Below are 16,939 nucleotides of genomic sequence, written 5' to 3' on the forward strand. Positions count from 1 at the left end.
TCAGCGTCGTCGGCGTGTTCATCTTCGCCGGCCTGATCGCCTATGACACCCAGCGCCTGAAGATGACCTACTATCAGCTCGGCGGCGACCAGCAGGCGATGGGCGTGGCCACCAACTACGGCGCGCTCAGCCTCTACATCAACTTCATCAACCTGTTCCAGATGCTGCTCAGCCTGTTCGGCAACCGCCGCTAACAGACTTCAGCCGTCGATCCCTCGCGCCCCGTCGATCCCCGTGGTCGGCGGGGCGTTTTCGTTCTGCCGGGATCTTTGTCAGAGCCGCTCGATACGCAAGGCCGCGGTCGGGCGCACCAGCCGCTGTCCCAGGGCCACGATCGGCAGTTCGGCGAAGCGACCGTGCTGGGCCGCCTGGACGACCTCGAACGCCGCGCGGGCGGCGCGTTCGGCGGCGGCGGCGGGCGCGAGCCCCTCGACCAGGCCCGCGCCGAAGCTGGCGGTCACCATGTCGCCCGTGCCGCTGGGCGCGCGCGGCAGCCGCGGATGGGCGAACAGCGTCGCGGCGCCAGCCTCGACGAACAGCAGTCCGGTCTCGTCGGCGCGGGCGGGCGCAGAGGTCACCAGGGCCGGCTTTCCCAGCGTTCGGGCCGCCGCGACGGCGGCCGGCGCATCGCCAAGGTCGGCGCCGGCCAGGTGGCCCAGCTCCCACAGGTTCGGGGTGATCCAGTCGGCCAGCGGGACCAGCCGGTCCGCGACCGCCCGGGCGACTGCGGGCGACACATAGAGTCCCTTGGGCGCGTCGCCGAGAATCGGGTCGACGATGACGATCGGGGCGGGCCCGGCCGCGGCCTGGATGCGCTCCAGCATGGCCGCGGCGATCTCCACCTGCTCGGGTGATGAAAAATGGCCGGTGATCACCAGGTCCACGAGGCCGAAGATCGCGTCGGCCTCGATGTCCGCCAGCATCCGTCGGAACACCTCGGGGCTGGTGACCTCGCCCTGGCCTCCGAGCGCGGGGCTGCGGCCGAACATGACGGTGGGCGCCAGCACCGGATCGATCTTGTGCGCGGCCAGGACATATTGCTGCGCCGCCCCGCCGATCCGGCTGGCCGAGACGAAGGACGAGAGGATGAGCGCCACGGGCATGGCGGTCATCCCTACGCTATGCGCCCTAGTACCGGTAGTGATCCGGCTTGAACGGCCCCTGCGTCGGCACGCCGATATAGTCGGCCTGGTCTTTGGAGAGCACGGTCAGCTTGGCGCCCAGCTTGCCGAGATGCAGCATGGCCACCTTCTCGTCGAGGTGCTTGGGCAGCACGTGGACGCCGATCGGATAGCGGGCACCGTTCTGCCACAGCTCGATCTGGGCCAGGGTCTGGTTGGTGAACGAGGCGCTCATCACGAAGCTCGGATGGCCGGTGGCGTTGCCCAGGTTCACCAGGCGGCCCTCGGACAGCAGGATGATCTTCTTGCCGTCCGGGAATTCGATGTGGTGGACCTGATCCTTGATCTTGTCCCACTTGAAATTCTTCAGGCCGGCCACCTGAATTTCCGAATCGAAGTGGCCGATGTTGCAGACGATGGCGTTGTTCTTCATCGCCCGCATGTGGTCGACGGTCAGCACGTCCTTGTTGCCGGTGGCGGTGACGAAGATGTCGGCCTTGCCGGCCACGTCGTCCATGGTCTGGACCTCATAGCCCTCCATCGCCGCCTGCAGGGCGCAGATCGGGTCGATCTCGGTGACGATGACCCGGGCGCCGCCGTTGCGCAGCGAGGCGGCCGAGCCCTTGCCCACGTCGCCATAGCCCAGCACCACGGCCACCTTGCCCGACAGCATGACGTCGGTGCCGCGGCGGATGGCGTCGACCAGGCTCTCGCGGCAGCCGTAGAGGTTGTCGAACTTGGACTTGGTGACGCTGTCGTTGACGTTGATGGCGGCGAACGGCAGCTCGCCGCGCTCGTGCATCTGGTAGAGGCGGTGGACGCCCGTGGTGGTCTCTTCCGACACGCCCCTGATGGCGTCGCGGATCGCCGAATAGAAGCCCGGCTTCTCGGCCAGATAGCGCTTCATCACCGCGTAGAGAGCTTCTTCTTCCTCGTTCTGCGGGTTGTTGAGGACGCTGGCGTCCTGCTCGGCCTTGGGGCCCAGAACGCAGAGCAGCGTGGCGTCGCCGCCGTCGTCGAGGATCATGTTCGGATAGCCGCCGTCGGACCATTCGAAGATCTTGTGGGCGTATTCCCAGTACTCGATCAGCGTCTCGCCCTTGATGGCGAACACCGGCGTGCCCTGGGCGGCGATGGCGGCCGCGGCGTGGTCCTGGGTGGAGAAGATGTTGCAGGAGGCCCAGCGCACGTCGGCGCCCAGCGCCTGCAGGGTCTCGATCAGCACCCCCGTCTGGATGGTCATGTGCAGGGAGCCGGCGATCCGGGCGCCCTTCAGCGGCTGGTCCTTGCCGAACTCGGCGCGCACGGCCATCAGGCCGGGCATCTCGGTCTCGGCGATGTCGAGTTCCTTGCGGCCCCAGTCGGCGAGCGCGATGTCCTTGACGACATAGTCGGTCATTTCAGTCCTCAGGCATATTTCAGGGGGCGGCGGGTTGGCGGCTCTATAGCGGCGGCCGCGCCAGGATGCAAGAAAACATATAAGGATTCCTTTATGTGATTATCGATCCCAGAAACGCTCCGCGCGGCCAAGCTTCCTCAGCCGGTGGGTCGCCTCCGCGATCAGGCGCGGCGCCTCTGCGGCCCGCGTCGCCAGCAGTTCGCCCGCCGCGAACGCCGCGTCCGGGGAGAGGGCCAGGCCCGCCATCAACGGCTCGGCGGTGGCCAGGTCGTTCAGCTGTCCCAGCACATCCTGGAGACCGCGCACCCGGCGCAGAAAGCGCTCCGCCGGCTTTTTGCGGTAGAGGCCCGACAGCGCCTCGGCGGCATAGCGCAAGGTCTTGGCCGCGATCCGCAGGCGATGGCGGGCCGCGTCGCCGGCCAGGCCGCGGGCGTCACGGGCGGCTCGGCCGCGCTTGAGAACCGTCTTCAGGTGTTGCTTCAGGGCCTTGTCGGCATAGGCGGGCAGCGGCGCGCGGGCCACTGCGCCGCCGCGCCAGTCGCCGGTTTCGATCCAGGCCAGGGCGCCGATCATCAGGGCGCGGAACCGGGCCGACGAGACGGTCGCCGTGACCCCCTCGCGGGCGCATCGCCGCGCCGCCTCAAGTGTCGCGCGCAACTGGGCGCGCCCGCGCCGGCGCCTCCCACCGGGCGCCGGCTGCAGGGTCTCCTCGGCGAAGGCGTCAAGGTTGCGCGCGAGGTCGCAGCTCCGGCCCAGCCATCGCAGCCCGGCCTCGACCTCTTGCGAGCCCGCGAGCGCCGGCCTGAAGGTCTTCAGCGCGCCGCGGAAACGCCGGGCGCCGACCCGCAGCCGATGAACCGCCTCGGCCTGCGGCGCGTCGCGCAGGGTCGCCGCTGCGTCGGCCATCTGGGCCAGGGCCTGACGCGCCACCGCCTGGAAGGCGCCGCCTACGGTGACGGCGGCCGCAAGCTCGATCTGGCCGCTCGGACGCAGCGCCGGCCCCTCGCCCGCCATCAGCGCCTGGCCGCGGGCCGCCTTGCTGTCGAACGCCAGGTCGAGCGGCGCGGCGGCGGAAAGCTCCCGGGCCAGATCGAACAGAGCCGAGGCCGGGCCGTCCTTCAGTTCAAGCTCCACCTCGCCGATCGGGCTGGTCCGCTCGCCGCAGGTGACCTTGCCCACGTCCAGCGCCAGTTCGATCCTGGCGTTGTGGAAGCACACCGTGCGCTGGCGGCGGGTGACCTGGACGTTGAACACCGGACGCAGGCAGGCCCCGCGCGGCAACAGTTTCGCCAACGGCCCCCGGCGCGGGTCCGGCGCCAGTCCCTCGATCGGCGCCTCGTGCTCCGCGCGGATCAGACCGGCGCCGAGCTTCAGGGTCTGGGTCCGCAGCCCGTTGCTGTCGCGCACCCGCAAGGTCGCGCCGGCCTTTTGCAGGTCCCGGTCGGGCGTGTCGAAATAGACGCCGATCAGCTCGCGGGTCTCGTCGCGGCCGGGCGGCGCGGCCGCCAGCACTGCGGCCATGTCGGCGGCCCGGCAGGTGAACTTCAGTTCGACCTCGCGATCCACGGGCATTCGGCTGCTCTCCACCTCAAGGCCGTATAGCACGCCCGCCGATGACCGCGCCGAGTGCGTGGGCGCCAGGTCTTGCGGGGGCAGCCTAGCTGAATCGTCGTTTGAGCCTTATCAGGAACGCCCTGGAGGACCGTTTGACGTCGATCATATCCATAGAAGGACTTTCGAAGACCTACGCCGGTGGGTTCCAGGCGCTGAAGGGCGTCGACCTGAGCATCGAAAGGGGCGAGATCTTCGCCCTGCTCGGCCCCAACGGCGCGGGCAAGACGACGTTGATCGGCATCGTCTGCGGCATCGTCAATCCCACCGCCGGCCGGGTGCTGGCCGACGGCCATGACGTGGTCAGAGACTACCGCGCCGCGCGCGCCAAGATCGGCCTGGTGCCGCAGGAATTGTCCACCGACGCCTTCGAGACCGTCTGGGCCACCGTCAACTTCAGCCGCGGCCTGTTCGGCAAGCCAAAGAACCCGGCCTATGTGGAACAGGTGCTGCGCGACCTGTCCTTGTGGGACAAGAAGGACGCCAAGATCATGACGCTCTCGGGCGGCATGAAGCGCCGGGTGATGATCGCCAAGGCGCTCAGCCACGAGCCGCGGATCCTGTTCCTCGACGAGCCCACCGCCGGCGTCGATGTCGAGCTGCGGCGCGACATGTGGCAGATGGTCCGCAGTCTACGGGAGAGCGGCGTCACCATCATCCTGACCACCCACTACATCGAGGAGGCCGAGGAGATGGCCGACCGCATCGGGGTGATCTCCAAGGGCGAGCTGATCCTGGTCGAAGACAAGGCCGAGCTGATGCGCAAGCTGGGCAAGAAGCAGCTGACCCTGCACCTGCAGGCACCGATGAGCGCCGTGCCCGAGGGCCTGGCCGGCTACGATCTGGCGCTGGCCAACGACGGCGCCGACCTCGTCTACAGCTTCGACGCCCAGGCCGAGACCACCGGCATCGCCGAACTTCTGCGCGAGCTGTCCCGGCGCGGCGTCGATTTCAAGGACCTGCAGACCGAGCAGAGCTCTCTCGAGGAAATCTTCGTCAGCCTGGTGAGCGCACGCAAATGAGCGGACTGGCCCTCAACCCCTACGCCATCCGGGCGATCTATCGCTTCGAGATGGCGCGCACCTTTCGCACGGTGGTGCAGTCGATCGCCGCCCCGGTGATCTCGACCTCGCTCTATTTCATCGTCTTCGGCGCGGCCATCGGCTCGCGGATGGCCAGCATCGACGGGATCACCTACGGCGCCTTCATCGTGCCCGGTCTGATCATGCTGTCGATCCTGACGGAAAGCATCTCCAACGGCTCGTTCGGCATCTACATGCCCAAATGGTCGGGGACGATCTACGAGGTGCTGTCGGCGCCGGTCTCGGCCTTCGAGGTGCTGGTCGGCTATGTGGGGGCCGCGGCGTCGAAATCGGTGATGCTGGGCCTGATCATCCTGGTCACCGCGAGGCTATTCGTGCCGTTCCACATTGCCCACCCGGTCTGGGCGATGGCCTTCCTGGTGCTGACCTCGCTGACCTTCTCCCTGTTCGGCTTCATCCTGGGGATCTGGGCCGACGGCTTCGAGAAGCTGCAGATCGTGCCGCTGATGGTGATCACCCCGCTGACCTTCCTGGGCGGCAGCTTCTATTCGATCAACATGCTGCCGGGGATCTGGGCCAGGATCGCGCTGTTCAACCCGGTGGTCTATCTGGTCTCGGGCTTCCGCTGGAGCTTCTACGGCGTCTCCGACGTGGCGGTCGGCGTCAGCCTGGGCATGACGCTGATCTTCATGCTGGTCTGCCTGAGCGTCGTCTGGTGGATCTTCAGAACCGGCTGGCGGATGAAGACCTGACGTCCTCAGTCGCGCCGCGGGGGTGTCCCGAGACCTGGGGCGGCCTCCCTCCATCGAGGAGGAAGGCCGCCCAGGGGCGCCCGGATGCCGCGATGGAGCCGGTCGGCCCTACTTCTTCTTGTGCGCCGGGTTGAGCACCGAGACGCTTTCCGCAGGCTTGGCCTTGGGCTGCTTGGGCTTGCGGGTTTCCTTGTTGGATTTCTTCTGACCCTTGGCCATTGGCTTAAGCTCCTTAGCGTGTGCTGCGGCGGTCGTTGAGGCGCGGCGCCGGCGCCGCCTGGGGCATGGGCAGAGGCGTGGAGCGGGAATCCCGCTGGCTGCGTTGCTCCGGCTTGATCGTGCCCTGGTAGGTTTTCATGGCCTGTCCTTGATCCCGGCTGGCGGGGCGGCCGGGCGGGAAGCTCGGCCAGCCGCGCGCGTCGCGTGGGTGTGCCGACAGTCTAGCACGCGCGAGCCACGATCCGCATCACCTCGTCGGCGGCGGCGTCCAGATCGGCGGGCTCCAGGCGCGGCAGGTCCAGCACCGCGAGGCGCGGGCGCGGGTCCTGGCGGGCGCCGCGCCGATAGGCCGGGTCGTAGTGGAGTTCCATCAGGGCGAGCGCCAGCGCCTCAAAATCCCCCGCATCGGCCAGCTGGCCCCAGGCCTCCAGGCGCTTGCGCCCGGGCGGCGTCGGCAGCCGGCGCAGCGCCGCGTCGAGCGCCGGGCGGTTGGCGGCGATGTCGCGATAGGCAAGGGCCAGATAGCGGGCGCGGGCCCGGGCCGGCGCGGCCAGCACGATGCGCGGCGCTGCCGCCATCGCCCGCCACAGCGCCGGCGGCACCATCCGTTCGCCGACCTTGCTGGACTCCGCCTCGACGACCACCGGGCGGTCCGGGTCGAGGCCGTCCAGGACGCCCAGCAGCCGGCTCTCGAACATCTTCTGGCCAGGCTGGGGCCGGTCGGCCAAGCCGCCCAGCAACGACCCGCGATGGGCGGCCAGGTCTTCGAGGTCGATCACCTGACCGCCGCGGGCGGCGACCCGCTGCAGCACCTCGGTCTTGCCCGTGCCCGTGTCGCCGTCGAGCAGCACCAGCTTCAGGGGCAGGTCCGCGTCATAGAGCCGGCCGGTGACGTGCCGACGCCAGGTCCTGTAGCCGCCCTCAAGCACCGTGACCCGCCAGCCCACCTGGGCCAGGATCGTCGCCATGGCGTTGGACCGTTGGCCGCCGCGCCAACAGTAGATCAGCGGCCGGAACGATCCCGGCCGGTCGACGAGCGCGGTCTCCAGGTGACGGGCGACGTTGCGGGCGACGTGGGCGGCGCCCAGCAGCCGCGCCTTGAAGCGGTCTTCCCGCACATAGATCGTGCCGACGATCGCGCGTTCCTCATCGGACAGCACCGGCAGGTTGATCGCGCCTGGCGCATGATCCAGCGCGAACTCGCCGGGGCTGCGCACGTCGATCACCGCGTCGAAGCCAGCGAGGCTTTCCGGGTCGGCCGTGCGGAGAATCTGGATGTCGGACACCTGGGGCCTTCGAATTGGGCGCGCCGCCGCTCTATAGTCGAGCCTATGACAGCGATCTCGCCTGAAGCCAGCCCCCGATCCGACAGCGGACCCGTCCGCCTGACCTCGCTGGCCCACGGCGGCGGCTGCGGCTGCAAGCTGGCGCCAGCCGTGCTGCAATCGATCCTGCAGGGCATGCCGGCCACTGCCGCATTCTCCCGTCTCATGGTCGGATCCGACACCTCCGACGACGCCGCGGTCTGGCGGTTGAACGCGACCCAGGCCCTGGTGGCCACCACCGACTTCTTTATGCCGGTGGTGGACGATCCCTTCGACTTCGGACGGATCGCGGCGACCAACGCGCTCTCGGATGTCTACGCCATGGGCGGCGCCCCGATCCTGGCGCTGGCCATCGTCGGCATGCCCATCGACAGGCTGGCGCCGCAGACCATCCGGGCGATCCTGGAGGGCGGCGCCTCGGTCTGCGCGGCGGCGGGGATTCCCGTGGCCGGCGGCCATTCCATCGACTCCGTCGAGCCGATCTACGGCCTGGTGGCGCTGGGCCTGGTGCATCCCGACAAGGTGCTGACCAACCGCACCGCGCGCGCCGGCGACGTGCTGATCCTCACCAAGCCGCTGGGCGTCGGCGTGCTCAGCGCCGCGTTCAAGCAGGACCGGCTGGACGCCGCCGGCTATGCGACGCTGATCGCCTCGACCACCCAGCTGAATGCTGTCGGCGCCGACCTGGGCGATGTGGCCGGCGTCCATGCGGTCACCGACGTCACCGGCTTCGGCCTGCTGGGCCACGCCCTGGAAATGGCGCGCGGCGCCGGCCTGACCGTCGAGATCGGCGCGGCCCCGCCGCTGCTGGCCGGCGTCGAGGCCCTGGCGCGGGCGGGGCTGAAGACCGGAGCCTCGACCCGCAACTGGGCGAGCTATGGCGACTCGGTGCGCCTGCCCGCCGACCTCCCGGACTGGCGCCGCGACCTGCTGACCGACCCCCAGACCAGCGGCGGCCTGCTGATCGCCGTGGCGGCCGACGCGGCGCAGGCTGTGCTGGACCTGGTCAGGGCGCACGGCTTCGACACCGCCGCGGTGGTCGGGCGGATGACCCAGGGCCCGGCGGAGATCCGGGTGGGTTAGGGCCGCAGTCCCAGCGTGCGGCCCGGCATGCCTGCGGCGTCGTAGTAGGTCGATCCGGCCGCCTCCTGGTAGTCGAGCACGGTGACGAAGCCGTTGGCGGCGGTCTCGGAGCGCAGGGTCAGGGCGTGGGCTTGCGGCGCGGGTCCGCCGCCGGCCAGGGCCTCGGCCATCACCCGACCGCGCAGTTGGCCGTTGTCCGAAAGCTTCAACCCCAACACCTTGGCCAGGGTGTTGGCCCAGTCCGCGTTGCTGACCGGGGCGGTGTCGATGAAACCCTGTTTGAAGTCGGGCCCGACGGCGGCCATGAAGTTGTGCGTGTCAGCCCGGCTGAACGATCCATGGATGCCCTGGCCCTGCTGCTGGCTGGAATCGGCGACCTCGACCCCGCACATTTCCGGATCGGCGCAGCCGGTGGAGAAGCTCTTGAACGCCACGACGATGGACGGTTGCGGCGTGCGCGCCGATCCGATCAGCCCGATCCGGCTCATCGGCAGCGCGCCCGGGATCGCCCCCAGCGCGTCGTTGACGAAGATCGCGCCGGTATAGTCCTGGCTGGTCAGGGCCTCGACCACCCGGGGCGCGAGCGCCGCGGCGTCCGGCCCGGGCAGGTAGATCAGGGTCGATCCGCCGTTCGGCGCGATGGCGATCGCCGGATGGGTGGGATCGGCGCCCAGCAGCGCGCCGCGGCGTGGCGAGAAGCCCTGCTCGGGCCGCACGGCCGCCCCGGACGCGTCGAACAGCGGCAGGCCCAGCGCCTTGGCCAGGTCGATCGCCAGGAATCCCTGCGGCAGGAACCCGGGCTTCACGTCACGATAGCGCAATTTGGCCGCGGGGCTGGTCTGGCTTTCCCGCGACATGGTGGAAAATCCGTGGTCGGCGGTGACGACGATGTCGGTGTCAGCCTCCAGGCCCAGCGCCTTCAGGCTGTCGCGAAGGGCCTGCAGATCGTTCGACGCGTTGCGGATCGCCGCGCGCGATGTCGGGCCATTGATCCCCGGCTCCAGGGTGTTGAGGCTGTCGCCCTGGTCGTGCTGGGTGCCGTCGGGATCGCGCGACCAGAACAGCAGCACGAACGGCCGGCCCTGGGCCTTGAAGCGCGGCAGCAGCACCCGGGTCGCCACCGCGGTGAACCAGTCCTGCTGCTCCACATTGGCCACCCGCGCGCCCGCCATGTTGTAGGCGCCGCCCCAGCCGTTGAGCCCACGATCCGGCGGGGCGGCCGCCAGGCCGGCGGCCTTGATCGCCGCGGCCACGTCAACCGCCAGCGGGATGCCCGCGCCATCGCCGCCGCCGCCGGTGGCGTCGTCGATGACAATCGTGCCGGCGCCGTCGCGCGACGTGACATCCTGGATGGCGGTCGGGCCGTGCTTGCCGATCGCCGCCGTCGCAAAGCCCCTGGCGCGGGCGGCTTCCAGCAGGGTGGTCTCGCCGAGGAAGTCGCCACCGTAGCGGCCGTTCAGCAGCGCCTGCATGTCGTCGTCCTCGATCCCCGCCACGGCCGAGCCGTAGGGCGGGGGGAAGGGCTGGCGCACCCAGATGGTGTTGCCGAAGTCACCGGTGTCGCCCAGCAGGTGGCCGGTGGCGATGGCCGAGGCGTTGGGGGTGGTGACCGTGGGATAGAGCGAATGGCTGTTCTGGAAATCCACCCCCTCGGTGCGCACCGCCGCCAAGGCGGGCGCGGTCTGCGGCGTGACGCTGTGGGCGCGAAGACCGTCGGCGACGAATATCACCAGATTGCGGGCCGTGGCCGTGGCGGGGGCGAGGATCAGGAGCGCGGCGGCGAGGAGGCCGGCGGAGGGCTTCAGGGCATGGGTCGTCTTGGGCATTCCGGGTTCGGGGTCCTGGCGGCAAAGCCTGACCCTGACGCGGGATCATGACAGTTGTTGGAGGCGGTTCGCCGCCGCCGGCCGTTAACCCCTGACTCAGGTCTGGGAAACGCGTCCTTTACGCCTGCCCTGTATCAATTCGCGACAACAGGAGCCTTCGTCCCATGAGGCGGCGGCCGGTCACGGTGGGTGTCTTCAAATGGCCAAAACGGTCCTCGTCGTCGATGACGACCCGACGCAGCGTCGGCTGATCCAGGCGGTTCTCGAGCGCGAGGGCTTCGCGGTGGCCCATGCCGAGAACGGCGATCAGGCGATCTCGCACCTGGCCTCCGGCGCGACGCCCGACGTGATCCTGCTGGACCTGGTGATGCCAGGGGTTTCCGGTCAGGACACCCTGGTCGAGATGCGCGCCCGCGGCCACCGCCAGCCGGTGATCGTGGTCACCGCCACTGGCGGCATCGATACGGTCGTCCAGGCCATGCAGGCCGGCGCCGTGGACTTCTTCGTCAAGCCGGCCGCGCCGGAACGGATCATCGTTTCGATCCGCAACGCCCTGTCGATGGGCGCGCTGAAGGGCGAGGTCGACCGGCTCAAGAAGCACCAGTCCGGCCGCACCACCTTCGATGACCTGATCGGCGCGTCGCCGGCCATGACCCTGGTCAAACGCCTTGGCGAACGGGCCGCCCGCTCCTCGATCCCGATCCTGATCAGCGGCGAGAGCGGCGTCGGCAAGGAGGTGATCGCGCGCGCCGTCCACGGCTCGTCGGACCGCGCCGGGCGTCCGTTCGTGGCGGTCAACTGCGGGGCGATCCCCGAGAACCTGGTGGAATCGATCCTGTTCGGCCACGAAAAGGGCAGCTTCACGGGCGCCACCGACAAGCACCTTGGCAAGTTCCAGGAGGCCAACGGCGGCACCCTCTTCCTCGACGAGGTTGGCGAACTGCCGCTCGACATCCAGGTGAAGCTGCTGCGCGCCCTGCAGGAGAGCGAGATCGACCCGGTGGGCGGCAAGCGCTCGATCAAGGTCGACGTGCGCATCGTCTCGGCCACCAATCGCGACCTCACCCAGGCGGTCAAGGAAGGCCGGTTCCGCGAGGACCTCTTCTACCGCCTCAACGTCTTCCCGATCGAGGCGCCGGCGCTGCGCGAGCGCAAGGACGACGTGCCGGCCCTGGTGGACGCCTTCGTCAAGCGGTTCAACATCGAAGAGGGCAAGAACGTGGCCGGCGCGACGCCGGAGACCGTGGCCTTGCTCAGCGCCTTCGACTGGCCGGGCAATGTCCGCCAGCTGGAAAACGCGGTCTATCGCGCCATCGTCCTGGCCGACGCGCCCTATCTGCAGCCGCACGACTTCCCGGCGATCTCCGGCGTCGCGCCGCCCATCTCGCTGCAGACGCCGCTGGCCAGCCCCGCGGCGCTGATGGCCACCCTGGCCGGCGGTCAGACGCTGATGCCGCAGATGCCCCAGGCCGTACCGGTGCGGATTCTCGACGAGCGCGGCCATCTGCGCACGCTCGAGGAGATCGAGCGCGACCTGATCCAGCTGGCCATCGAGATCTACGCCGGCCACATGAGCGAAGTGGCTCGCCGCCTCGGCATCGGCCGCTCGACGCTCTATCGCAAGGTCCGCGAACAGGGCCTGGAAGACGTGATCCGGGGGAACTGCGATGAAGCCGTTGACGACCTTGAAACCGCCGCAGCCCAGGTTGCGTGAGCAGCGCTCGCGTTCCGACCGCCTCGCGGCGCTGATCCGGCTGGCGAAGATCGGCCGCCGCAAGCCCCCACGCGGCTTGAAGGGCGGCCTGACACCGACCGCTTGACCCGCCAGGAGCCTGCGCGGCAAGTCTCCTCTGTGGAGGGGTGCGATGCGCCTGGGCTGGCTTGTGGGTATTGGCCTTGCGATCAGCGCGGCGGCGCCGGCGCCGGCCCGCGCCCAGAACCGGCACAACTACGACGCCATCGAGCAACGCCACCTGGACGATATCGTCCAGCGCGAGATCGACAACCGCCTGGCCGCCGCCAAGCCTGCGCCCCGACGCACGCCCCTCACCGAGGCCGAGAAACGCGCCGCGGCCCAGCGCGCCGATCACCTGACCTGCGCCAGCCGTCGAGGCCGCACCCGGACCCAGTTCGAGGCGGAGTGCGGCGCGGCCGCGCCACTTTAGGCTAAGCGTCGGGTCTGGCCTTGCGCCCGAATGGGCGGCGCTTGAGGTCTTTCTTTTCCCCCCTTGCCTTGGCCGCAATCTCCTTGAGCTTGACGGTCTGCAGGGCCGAGAGCGCCTGGCCCGGCGCGCCCTTCTCCGGGTCGCCGAAGGCGCGGCCGAAGGTTTTCAGGCGGTCGGTCACCGAGCCCAGGAACTCGCCCTCCCATTCAGAGAGCTTCACGCCCGCGCGGTCAGCGTGGCGCTGGGCGCGGCGAAGCGCGTTGAGCGCCGCCCGTTTCGCCACCGCCTTGTGGTCGACAGGCTTCGGCGGCTTGCGGGGCTTGCCCGCTGTTGGCGGCTTTCGGTTCAAATCTCCCCGATCGCGGCAAGATAGAGGTCGAGGATGGCGTCTTCCTCCAGGCGCTTGGCGCGGTCCTGCTTGCGGATGCGCACCACCTTCCTGAGGATCTTGGTGTCGAAGCCGTTGCCCTTGGCCTCGGCGAACACCTCCTTGATCTGCTCGGCGATCTCGGACTTCTCCTGTTCCAGCCGCTCGATGCGCTCGACGATGGACTTCAGCTGCCCCTGGGCGGCCTGGTTCAGCACATCGGGGTGGGCGGAGGCGTCGTCGGCCATGGGTCGGACTCTTCTAAGCTGGAAATGAAGTTGTCGCCGACCCTAGCGGCGCGCCCGGCGGCTGTCATCCGGCCATGAACCTTCAGGGCGCGCCGACCGTTTAGCCGCAACGCCGCGGAGGGCCCAAGCGATGCCAGACCACCCCAAGTACGCGCCCACCCAGGCGGAGGCGGAAGCAGCCGTACGCACGCTGATTCAGTGGGCCGGCGACGATCCGGATCGCGAAGGGCTGGTGGATACGCCCAAGCGGGTGGCCAAGTCCTACAAGGAGCTGTTCTCGGGCTACCAGACCGACCCCCGCGAGTACCTTGAACGGACCTTCGACGAGGTCGGCGGCTACGACGAACTGGTGATCCTCAAGGATATCCGCGTGGTCAGCTTCTGCGAACACCACATGCTGCCGTTCCTCGGCAAGGCCCACGTCGGCTATCTGCCGTCGAACCGCGTGGTGGGTATCTCCAAGCTGGCGCGCGTGGTCCACGGCTTGGCGCGGCGCCTGCAGATCCAGGAAAAGCTCACCGCCGAGATCGCCAAGGCGATCTGCGACATCCTGCAGCCCAAGGGGGTCGGCGTTGTGATCGTCTCCGAGCACAGCTGCATGACCATGCGCGGCGTCAATACGCCGGGCTCGAGGCTCACCACCAGCCACCTGCTTGGCGAGGTTCGCGACGATCCGCGCACGCGTCAGGAATTCTTCGACCTCGTGCGAAGCGACGACCGCTAGAGCAGGCCCGCGGCTTCCAGCGCCGGCCACAGACCGGCCGGATCGGTGAAGTGGTGAACCTGGAAGCCCAGCGCGCGGGCGGCGGCGATATTCGTGGCGCTGTCGTCCACAAAGAGGGCGTCGGCGGGCTTGAGCTCGAACCGCGCGCAGGCGAGTTGAAAGATCGCCGGGTCCGGCTTCATCACGCCTTCATGGCCTGAGATGATCCGGCCGGCCAGACGGGCGAACGCCGGACTCATGGCAAAAGTCCCCTCCACAGTCTCATGGCTCATGTTGGAAAGCGCGTATTGCGGGACGCCGCGAAGGTTGAGGGCCTCGATGGCGGCCTCCGTCTCCGGGATCGGGCCGGAGAACATCTCCCACCAACGGTCCTTCCAGGCCCAGATGGCGGCTGCGTGCTGGGGATGGCGGGCGCTCAGCGCTGCGCAATTGTCGGCGAAGGAGACACCACAGTCGGTCGGCGCATGCCACGCCAGGCTGCAGACGTCAGCCAGAAATCCGTCGCACTCGGCGGGATCGGCGAAAATCTGCGAATAGAGCGTGCGCGGGTTCCAGCGCACGATGACATTGCCGACGTCCCAGATGACCGCCCCTGTCGACAGGGCAGGCTGGGCGGACATCGGGCGGGCGTCAGCCCTGCTTGGCTTTGAAGCGCGGGTTGGTCTTGTTGATGATGTAGACCACGCCCTTGCGGCGCACGAGCTTGCAGTCGCGGTGGCGCGTCTTCAGCGACTTGAGCGAGCTTCTGACCTTCATGACCTAATCTCGGGCGCGCGGACGGTGGCGTCCGGGGTTTACGGGGGAGCGGGCGGATATACGGAAAGGGTCGGGGCAAGTCAATCTCGCGACTGACGGCCTTGTGACGGCCTTGTGATTGAGACAGCGCGCGACGCCCGATAGACTCCGCGGGATGCTTCGTCATCGCCGCTCCCTGCTGCTTCTCCTGGTCATGGCCGGCTGCGCGAGCCCGGCGGTGAAGCCGCAGGCGCCCCGGTCGTCGCTCGGCCCGCCGCCGGCGGTCGCCCCGCCCGCCTCCCAGCCGGCCGCACCCTCTCCCCAGCCCACAGCCCCCGTCACCCCGCCCGTGGTCTCCGGCGACATGGTGTTCGACGCCTGGGCCGCGGAATTCTACGTCCGGGCGGTCAAGGCAGGCCTGCCGCCCGACCTGGTGACCCGCGAGATGGCCGGCTTGACACCCGACCCCCGCGTCATGGCCCGCGACAGCCGCCAGCCGGAGTTCTCGCAGCCGATCTCGGTCTATGTGACCGGCGCCGTGACGCCAGGGGCGATCGCCATGGGCGCGCGCAAGGCCTCCGAGTTTCCGGCCTTCGAGGCCATCGAGCACCGCTACGGCGTGCCGCGAGCCATCCTGCTGGGCGTCTGGGCGCGGGAGAGCGGCTTCGGGGCGATCCAGGGCGACTTCGACGTGATCCGGTCGATGGCCTCGCTGGCCGCCCAGGGCCGCAGGCGCGACTGGGCCGACAGCGAGTTGATCGCGGCGCTGAAAATCATCGCGTCGGGCGAAGCGACCCGCGGCCAGCTGAAGGGCTCGTGGGCCGGAGCCATGGGACAGACCCAGTTCACCCCCTCCTCCTACCTCGCGCTCGCAGTGGACGGCGACGGCGATGGCCGGCGCGATATCTGGAGGTCGCCCGCCGATGCGCTCGCCTCGGCCGCGAACCTGCTGGCCAGGGGCGGCTGGATCGCCGGCCAGAGCTGGGCGCGGGAGGTCACCGTCCCCGCCGACATCGACTTCAGCCTCAGCGAAGGTCCGAAAGAGACCCCCGGCTGGTGGGCCGAAAGGGGCGTGGTCCGCGCCGACGGCCTGGCCTGGTCCGCCGCCGACCAGACCGCCCCGGCCCAGCTGCTGGCCCCGGCTGGCGCCGGCGGGCCGGTCTTCCTGCTGTTTCCCAATCACTTCGCCATCCGGCGCTACAACAATTCGGTGGCCTATGCCCTGGCGGTGGGCCTGCTGGCCGACCGCATCGCCGGGGGCGGGCCCCTGGTCAGGCCCTGGCCGGTCGAGACGCCGCTGTCGCTCACCGACCGGATGACCGCCCAACGCGCGCTGATCGCGCTGGGTTTCAGTCCGGGAACGCCGGACGGGGTTGTCGGCATGGGCACGCGCACCGCCCTTCGCGCCTGGCAGAAAGCGCGCGGGATCACCGCCGACGGCTACCTGTCGCCGGCCATGGTGCAGAAGCTGAAGGCGGAGAGCGGCGCCTCCTAGGCCCCGCCCTCCCGGTCGCGTTCGAGGGTCGCCAGCGTCGCGTCGTCTCGGGTGGCGGGCGCGGGATCGGCGTTGCGCAGGCCGGCGTTGAGGAAGGCATAGACCAGCAGCCCCGACATCAGCGCCATGTTCAGCAGGAACGGGGCGGCGTGCATGTGCCGGTACAGAAACATGAAGGCCGGGGCGAAGATCGCATTGATGCCGTTGACCGCGGCGATCGCGCCGGCCACCCGCGCCTGGTCCTTCCAGCCCACCGCCAGCGAGGAGCCCGCAGTGAAGCCCGGCCGGGCGAAGCCGAATCCCAGGCTCGATACGGCGTAGCCCGCCACCACCGTCGAATAGTCGTGGGCCAGCGCCACCATCAGGTTGCCGAGCGCGGCGCAGGCGACGCCCCAGCGCAGCAGTTGGCGCGGGGTCATCTCAAACATCCGGATCACGCCCCACTGGGCCAGCAGGCCCGCCACGGCGCCGAACATCATGGCGATGGCGATCGGCCGCTGGGCGTCCAGCGGCGAGACGCCCAGCTTGTCGATGATCAGGAAACCCAGGGTCTGTTGCTGCGCGGTCTGGCAGGTGGCGACGATGAAGCCGTAGATCAGGAACGGGATCACGCGTGGGTCGCGCCACATGGGTCGAGCCGCCGCCCCCGCGACCTGCACCTCGTCGTCGACGTCGTCTTCGGGGCGTACGTCCATCCGCGTGCTCTCGGGCAGGTAGCGCCAGACGATGACCAGCATCGCCGCGGCGATCACGGCGAAGGTGAACAAGGGTCCCGCCAGCCCGACCACCGGATAGATGAAGATCGGCGCAAGGAACGGCCCTACGA

The 16,939-nt window shown here is 69.4% G+C and carries 20 protein-coding genes; 8 read left to right on the top strand and 12 right to left on the bottom strand.

Going from position 1 to position 16,939, the window contains the following annotated elements:
- Positions 1–194: Bax inhibitor-1 family protein (locus tag RMN86_RS04865; protein ID WP_309604706.1), on the top strand; the 194-nt coding region annotated here is incomplete at its 5' end.
- Between the two features lie 78 nt (positions 195–272).
- Here the strand turns inward: RMN86_RS04865 and RMN86_RS04870 are convergent.
- The 3 genes from RMN86_RS04870 to RMN86_RS04880 all read right to left on the bottom strand — a co-directional run bounded on the left by RMN86_RS04870 (position 273) and on the right by RMN86_RS04880 (position 4,092).
- Positions 273–1,103, bottom strand: coding sequence for a PfkB family carbohydrate kinase (locus tag RMN86_RS04870; RefSeq protein WP_309604707.1), 831 nt, complete (start codon positions 1,101–1,103; stop codon positions 273–275).
- A gap of 25 nt (positions 1,104–1,128) precedes the next feature.
- Positions 1,129–2,520 (bottom strand): adenosylhomocysteinase, encoded by a 1,392-nt coding sequence (ahcY, locus tag RMN86_RS04875; protein WP_309604708.1) that lies wholly within the window; start codon positions 2,518–2,520, stop codon positions 1,129–1,131.
- Positions 2,521–2,619: 99 nt separating this feature from the next.
- The gene (locus RMN86_RS04880; protein ID WP_309604709.1) at positions 2,620–4,092 is read right to left on the bottom strand and encodes a CHAD domain-containing protein; all 1,473 of its coding nucleotides are present in this window, start codon (positions 4,090–4,092) and stop codon (positions 2,620–2,622) included.
- A gap of 122 nt (positions 4,093–4,214) precedes the next feature.
- Between RMN86_RS04880 and RMN86_RS04885 the strand changes: the two genes are divergently transcribed.
- A complete protein-coding gene (locus tag RMN86_RS04885) occupies positions 4,215–5,153 on the top strand; it encodes an ABC transporter ATP-binding protein (protein ID WP_309604722.1) in 939 nt (312 codons plus the stop codon).
- Positions 5,150–5,926: an ABC transporter permease gene (locus RMN86_RS04890; protein ID WP_309604710.1), complete on the top strand. Its 777-nt coding sequence runs from the start codon at positions 5,150–5,152 to the stop codon at positions 5,924–5,926. The genes RMN86_RS04885 and RMN86_RS04890 overlap by 4 nt, the downstream gene beginning before the upstream one ends.
- Before the next feature lie 108 nt (positions 5,927–6,034).
- On the opposite strand, the gene RMN86_RS18120 is transcribed toward RMN86_RS04890, so the two are convergent.
- From RMN86_RS18120 to mnmH, 3 genes are all read right to left on the bottom strand, one after another.
- On the bottom strand, positions 6,035–6,145 hold the full coding sequence (locus tag RMN86_RS18120) for a hypothetical protein (RefSeq protein ID WP_405041311.1): 111 nt from the start codon (positions 6,143–6,145) through the stop codon (positions 6,035–6,037).
- A gap of 13 nt (positions 6,146–6,158) precedes the next feature.
- A complete protein-coding gene (locus tag RMN86_RS04895) occupies positions 6,159–6,284 on the bottom strand; it encodes a hypothetical protein (protein WP_309604711.1) in 126 nt (41 codons plus the stop codon).
- Positions 6,285–6,366: 82 nt separating this feature from the next.
- A complete protein-coding gene (gene mnmH, locus RMN86_RS04900; RefSeq protein WP_309604712.1) occupies positions 6,367–7,431 on the bottom strand; it encodes a tRNA 2-selenouridine(34) synthase MnmH in 1,065 nt (354 codons plus the stop codon).
- A gap of 45 nt (positions 7,432–7,476) precedes the next feature.
- Here mnmH and selD point away from each other — a divergent pair, with 45 nt between their 5' ends.
- Positions 7,477–8,553, top strand: coding sequence for a selenide, water dikinase SelD (gene selD, locus RMN86_RS04905; protein ID WP_309604713.1), 1,077 nt, complete (start codon positions 7,477–7,479; stop codon positions 8,551–8,553).
- On the opposite strand, the gene RMN86_RS04910 is transcribed toward selD, so the two are convergent.
- The gene (locus RMN86_RS04910) at positions 8,550–10,379 is read right to left on the bottom strand and encodes an alkaline phosphatase family protein (protein WP_309604714.1); all 1,830 of its coding nucleotides are present in this window, start codon (positions 10,377–10,379) and stop codon (positions 8,550–8,552) included. The two genes, selD and RMN86_RS04910, sit on opposite strands and share 4 nt — an antisense overlap.
- A gap of 199 nt (positions 10,380–10,578) precedes the next feature.
- Here RMN86_RS04910 and RMN86_RS04915 point away from each other — a divergent pair, with 199 nt between their 5' ends.
- A complete protein-coding gene (locus tag RMN86_RS04915; RefSeq protein ID WP_309604715.1) occupies positions 10,579–12,093 on the top strand; it encodes a sigma-54 dependent transcriptional regulator in 1,515 nt (504 codons plus the stop codon).
- 151 nt (positions 12,094–12,244) lie between these two features.
- Positions 12,245–12,544 carry a hypothetical protein gene (locus RMN86_RS04920; protein ID WP_309604716.1) on the top strand — a complete coding sequence of 100 codons (300 nt, stop codon included), beginning with the start codon at positions 12,245–12,247 and terminating at the stop codon, positions 12,542–12,544.
- Position 12,545: 1 nt separating this feature from the next.
- On the opposite strand, the gene RMN86_RS04925 is transcribed toward RMN86_RS04920, so the two are convergent.
- Both RMN86_RS04925 and RMN86_RS04930 read right to left on the bottom strand, forming a co-directional pair.
- Positions 12,546–12,893 (bottom strand): hypothetical protein, encoded by a 348-nt coding sequence (locus RMN86_RS04925; RefSeq protein ID WP_405041313.1) that lies wholly within the window; start codon positions 12,891–12,893, stop codon positions 12,546–12,548.
- A complete protein-coding gene (locus RMN86_RS04930; protein ID WP_309604717.1) occupies positions 12,890–13,159 on the bottom strand; it encodes a DUF2312 domain-containing protein in 270 nt (89 codons plus the stop codon). The genes RMN86_RS04925 and RMN86_RS04930 overlap by 4 nt, the downstream gene beginning before the upstream one ends.
- Positions 13,160–13,289: 130 nt before the next feature.
- Here RMN86_RS04930 and folE point away from each other — a divergent pair, with 130 nt between their 5' ends.
- Complete coding sequence (gene folE / locus RMN86_RS04935; RefSeq protein ID WP_309604718.1) at positions 13,290–13,883, top strand: GTP cyclohydrolase I FolE; 594 nt, start codon at positions 13,290–13,292, stop codon at positions 13,881–13,883.
- Here the strand turns inward: folE and RMN86_RS04940 are convergent.
- Positions 13,880–14,503, bottom strand: a complete 624-nt coding sequence (locus RMN86_RS04940; RefSeq protein WP_309604719.1) for an HAD family phosphatase — start codon at positions 14,501–14,503, stop codon at positions 13,880–13,882. The two genes, folE and RMN86_RS04940, sit on opposite strands and share 4 nt — an antisense overlap.
- 10 nt (positions 14,504–14,513) lie before the next feature.
- A complete protein-coding gene (gene ykgO, locus RMN86_RS04945; RefSeq protein WP_111456358.1) occupies positions 14,514–14,639 on the bottom strand; it encodes a type B 50S ribosomal protein L36 in 126 nt (41 codons plus the stop codon).
- A gap of 154 nt (positions 14,640–14,793) precedes the next feature.
- Between ykgO and RMN86_RS04950 the strand changes: the two genes are divergently transcribed.
- Positions 14,794–16,113, top strand: coding sequence for a lytic murein transglycosylase (locus RMN86_RS04950; protein ID WP_309604720.1), 1,320 nt, complete (start codon positions 14,794–14,796; stop codon positions 16,111–16,113).
- On the opposite strand, the gene RMN86_RS04955 is transcribed toward RMN86_RS04950, so the two are convergent.
- Positions 16,110–16,939: MFS transporter (locus tag RMN86_RS04955; RefSeq protein WP_309604721.1), on the bottom strand; the 830-nt coding region annotated here is incomplete at its 5' end. The genes RMN86_RS04950 and RMN86_RS04955 overlap by 4 nt on opposite strands.

Origin of the sequence: Phenylobacterium sp. (assembly GCF_031360265.1) — a bacterium.
GTDB lineage: Bacteria > Pseudomonadota > Alphaproteobacteria > Caulobacterales > Caulobacteraceae > Phenylobacterium.

Coding starts and splice junctions, on each gene's coding strand:
- RMN86_RS04950 (WP_309604720.1), top strand. CDS start 14,794: ATGCTTCGTCATCGCCGCTCCCTGCTGCTTCTCCTGGTCATGGCCGGC.
- RMN86_RS04915 (WP_309604715.1), top strand. CDS start 10,579: ATGGCCAAAACGGTCCTCGTCGTCGATGACGACCCGACGCAGCGTCGG.
- RMN86_RS04910 (WP_309604714.1), bottom strand. CDS start 10,379: ATGCCCAAGACGACCCATGCCCTGAAGCCCTCCGCCGGCCTCCTCGCC.
- RMN86_RS18120 (WP_405041311.1), bottom strand. CDS start 6,145: ATGGCCAAGGGTCAGAAGAAATCCAACAAGGAAACCCGCAAGCCCAAG.
- RMN86_RS04920 (WP_309604716.1), top strand. CDS start 12,245: ATGCGCCTGGGCTGGCTTGTGGGTATTGGCCTTGCGATCAGCGCGGCG.
- RMN86_RS04895 (WP_309604711.1), bottom strand. CDS start 6,284: ATGAAAACCTACCAGGGCACGATCAAGCCGGAGCAACGCAGCCAGCGG.
- folE (WP_309604718.1), top strand. CDS start 13,290: ATGCCAGACCACCCCAAGTACGCGCCCACCCAGGCGGAGGCGGAAGCA.
- RMN86_RS04880 (WP_309604709.1), bottom strand. CDS start 4,092: ATGCCCGTGGATCGCGAGGTCGAACTGAAGTTCACCTGCCGGGCCGCC.
- selD (WP_309604713.1), top strand. CDS start 7,477: ATGACAGCGATCTCGCCTGAAGCCAGCCCCCGATCCGACAGCGGACCC.
- RMN86_RS04890 (WP_309604710.1), top strand. CDS start 5,150: ATGAGCGGACTGGCCCTCAACCCCTACGCCATCCGGGCGATCTATCGC.
- RMN86_RS04940 (WP_309604719.1), bottom strand. CDS start 14,503: ATGTCCGCCCAGCCTGCCCTGTCGACAGGGGCGGTCATCTGGGACGTC.
- ahcY (WP_309604708.1), bottom strand. CDS start 2,520: ATGACCGACTATGTCGTCAAGGACATCGCGCTCGCCGACTGGGGCCGC.
- RMN86_RS04930 (WP_309604717.1), bottom strand. CDS start 13,159: ATGGCCGACGACGCCTCCGCCCACCCCGATGTGCTGAACCAGGCCGCC.
- ykgO (WP_111456358.1), bottom strand. CDS start 14,639: ATGAAGGTCAGAAGCTCGCTCAAGTCGCTGAAGACGCGCCACCGCGAC.
- RMN86_RS04870 (WP_309604707.1), bottom strand. CDS start 1,103: ATGCCCGTGGCGCTCATCCTCTCGTCCTTCGTCTCGGCCAGCCGGATC.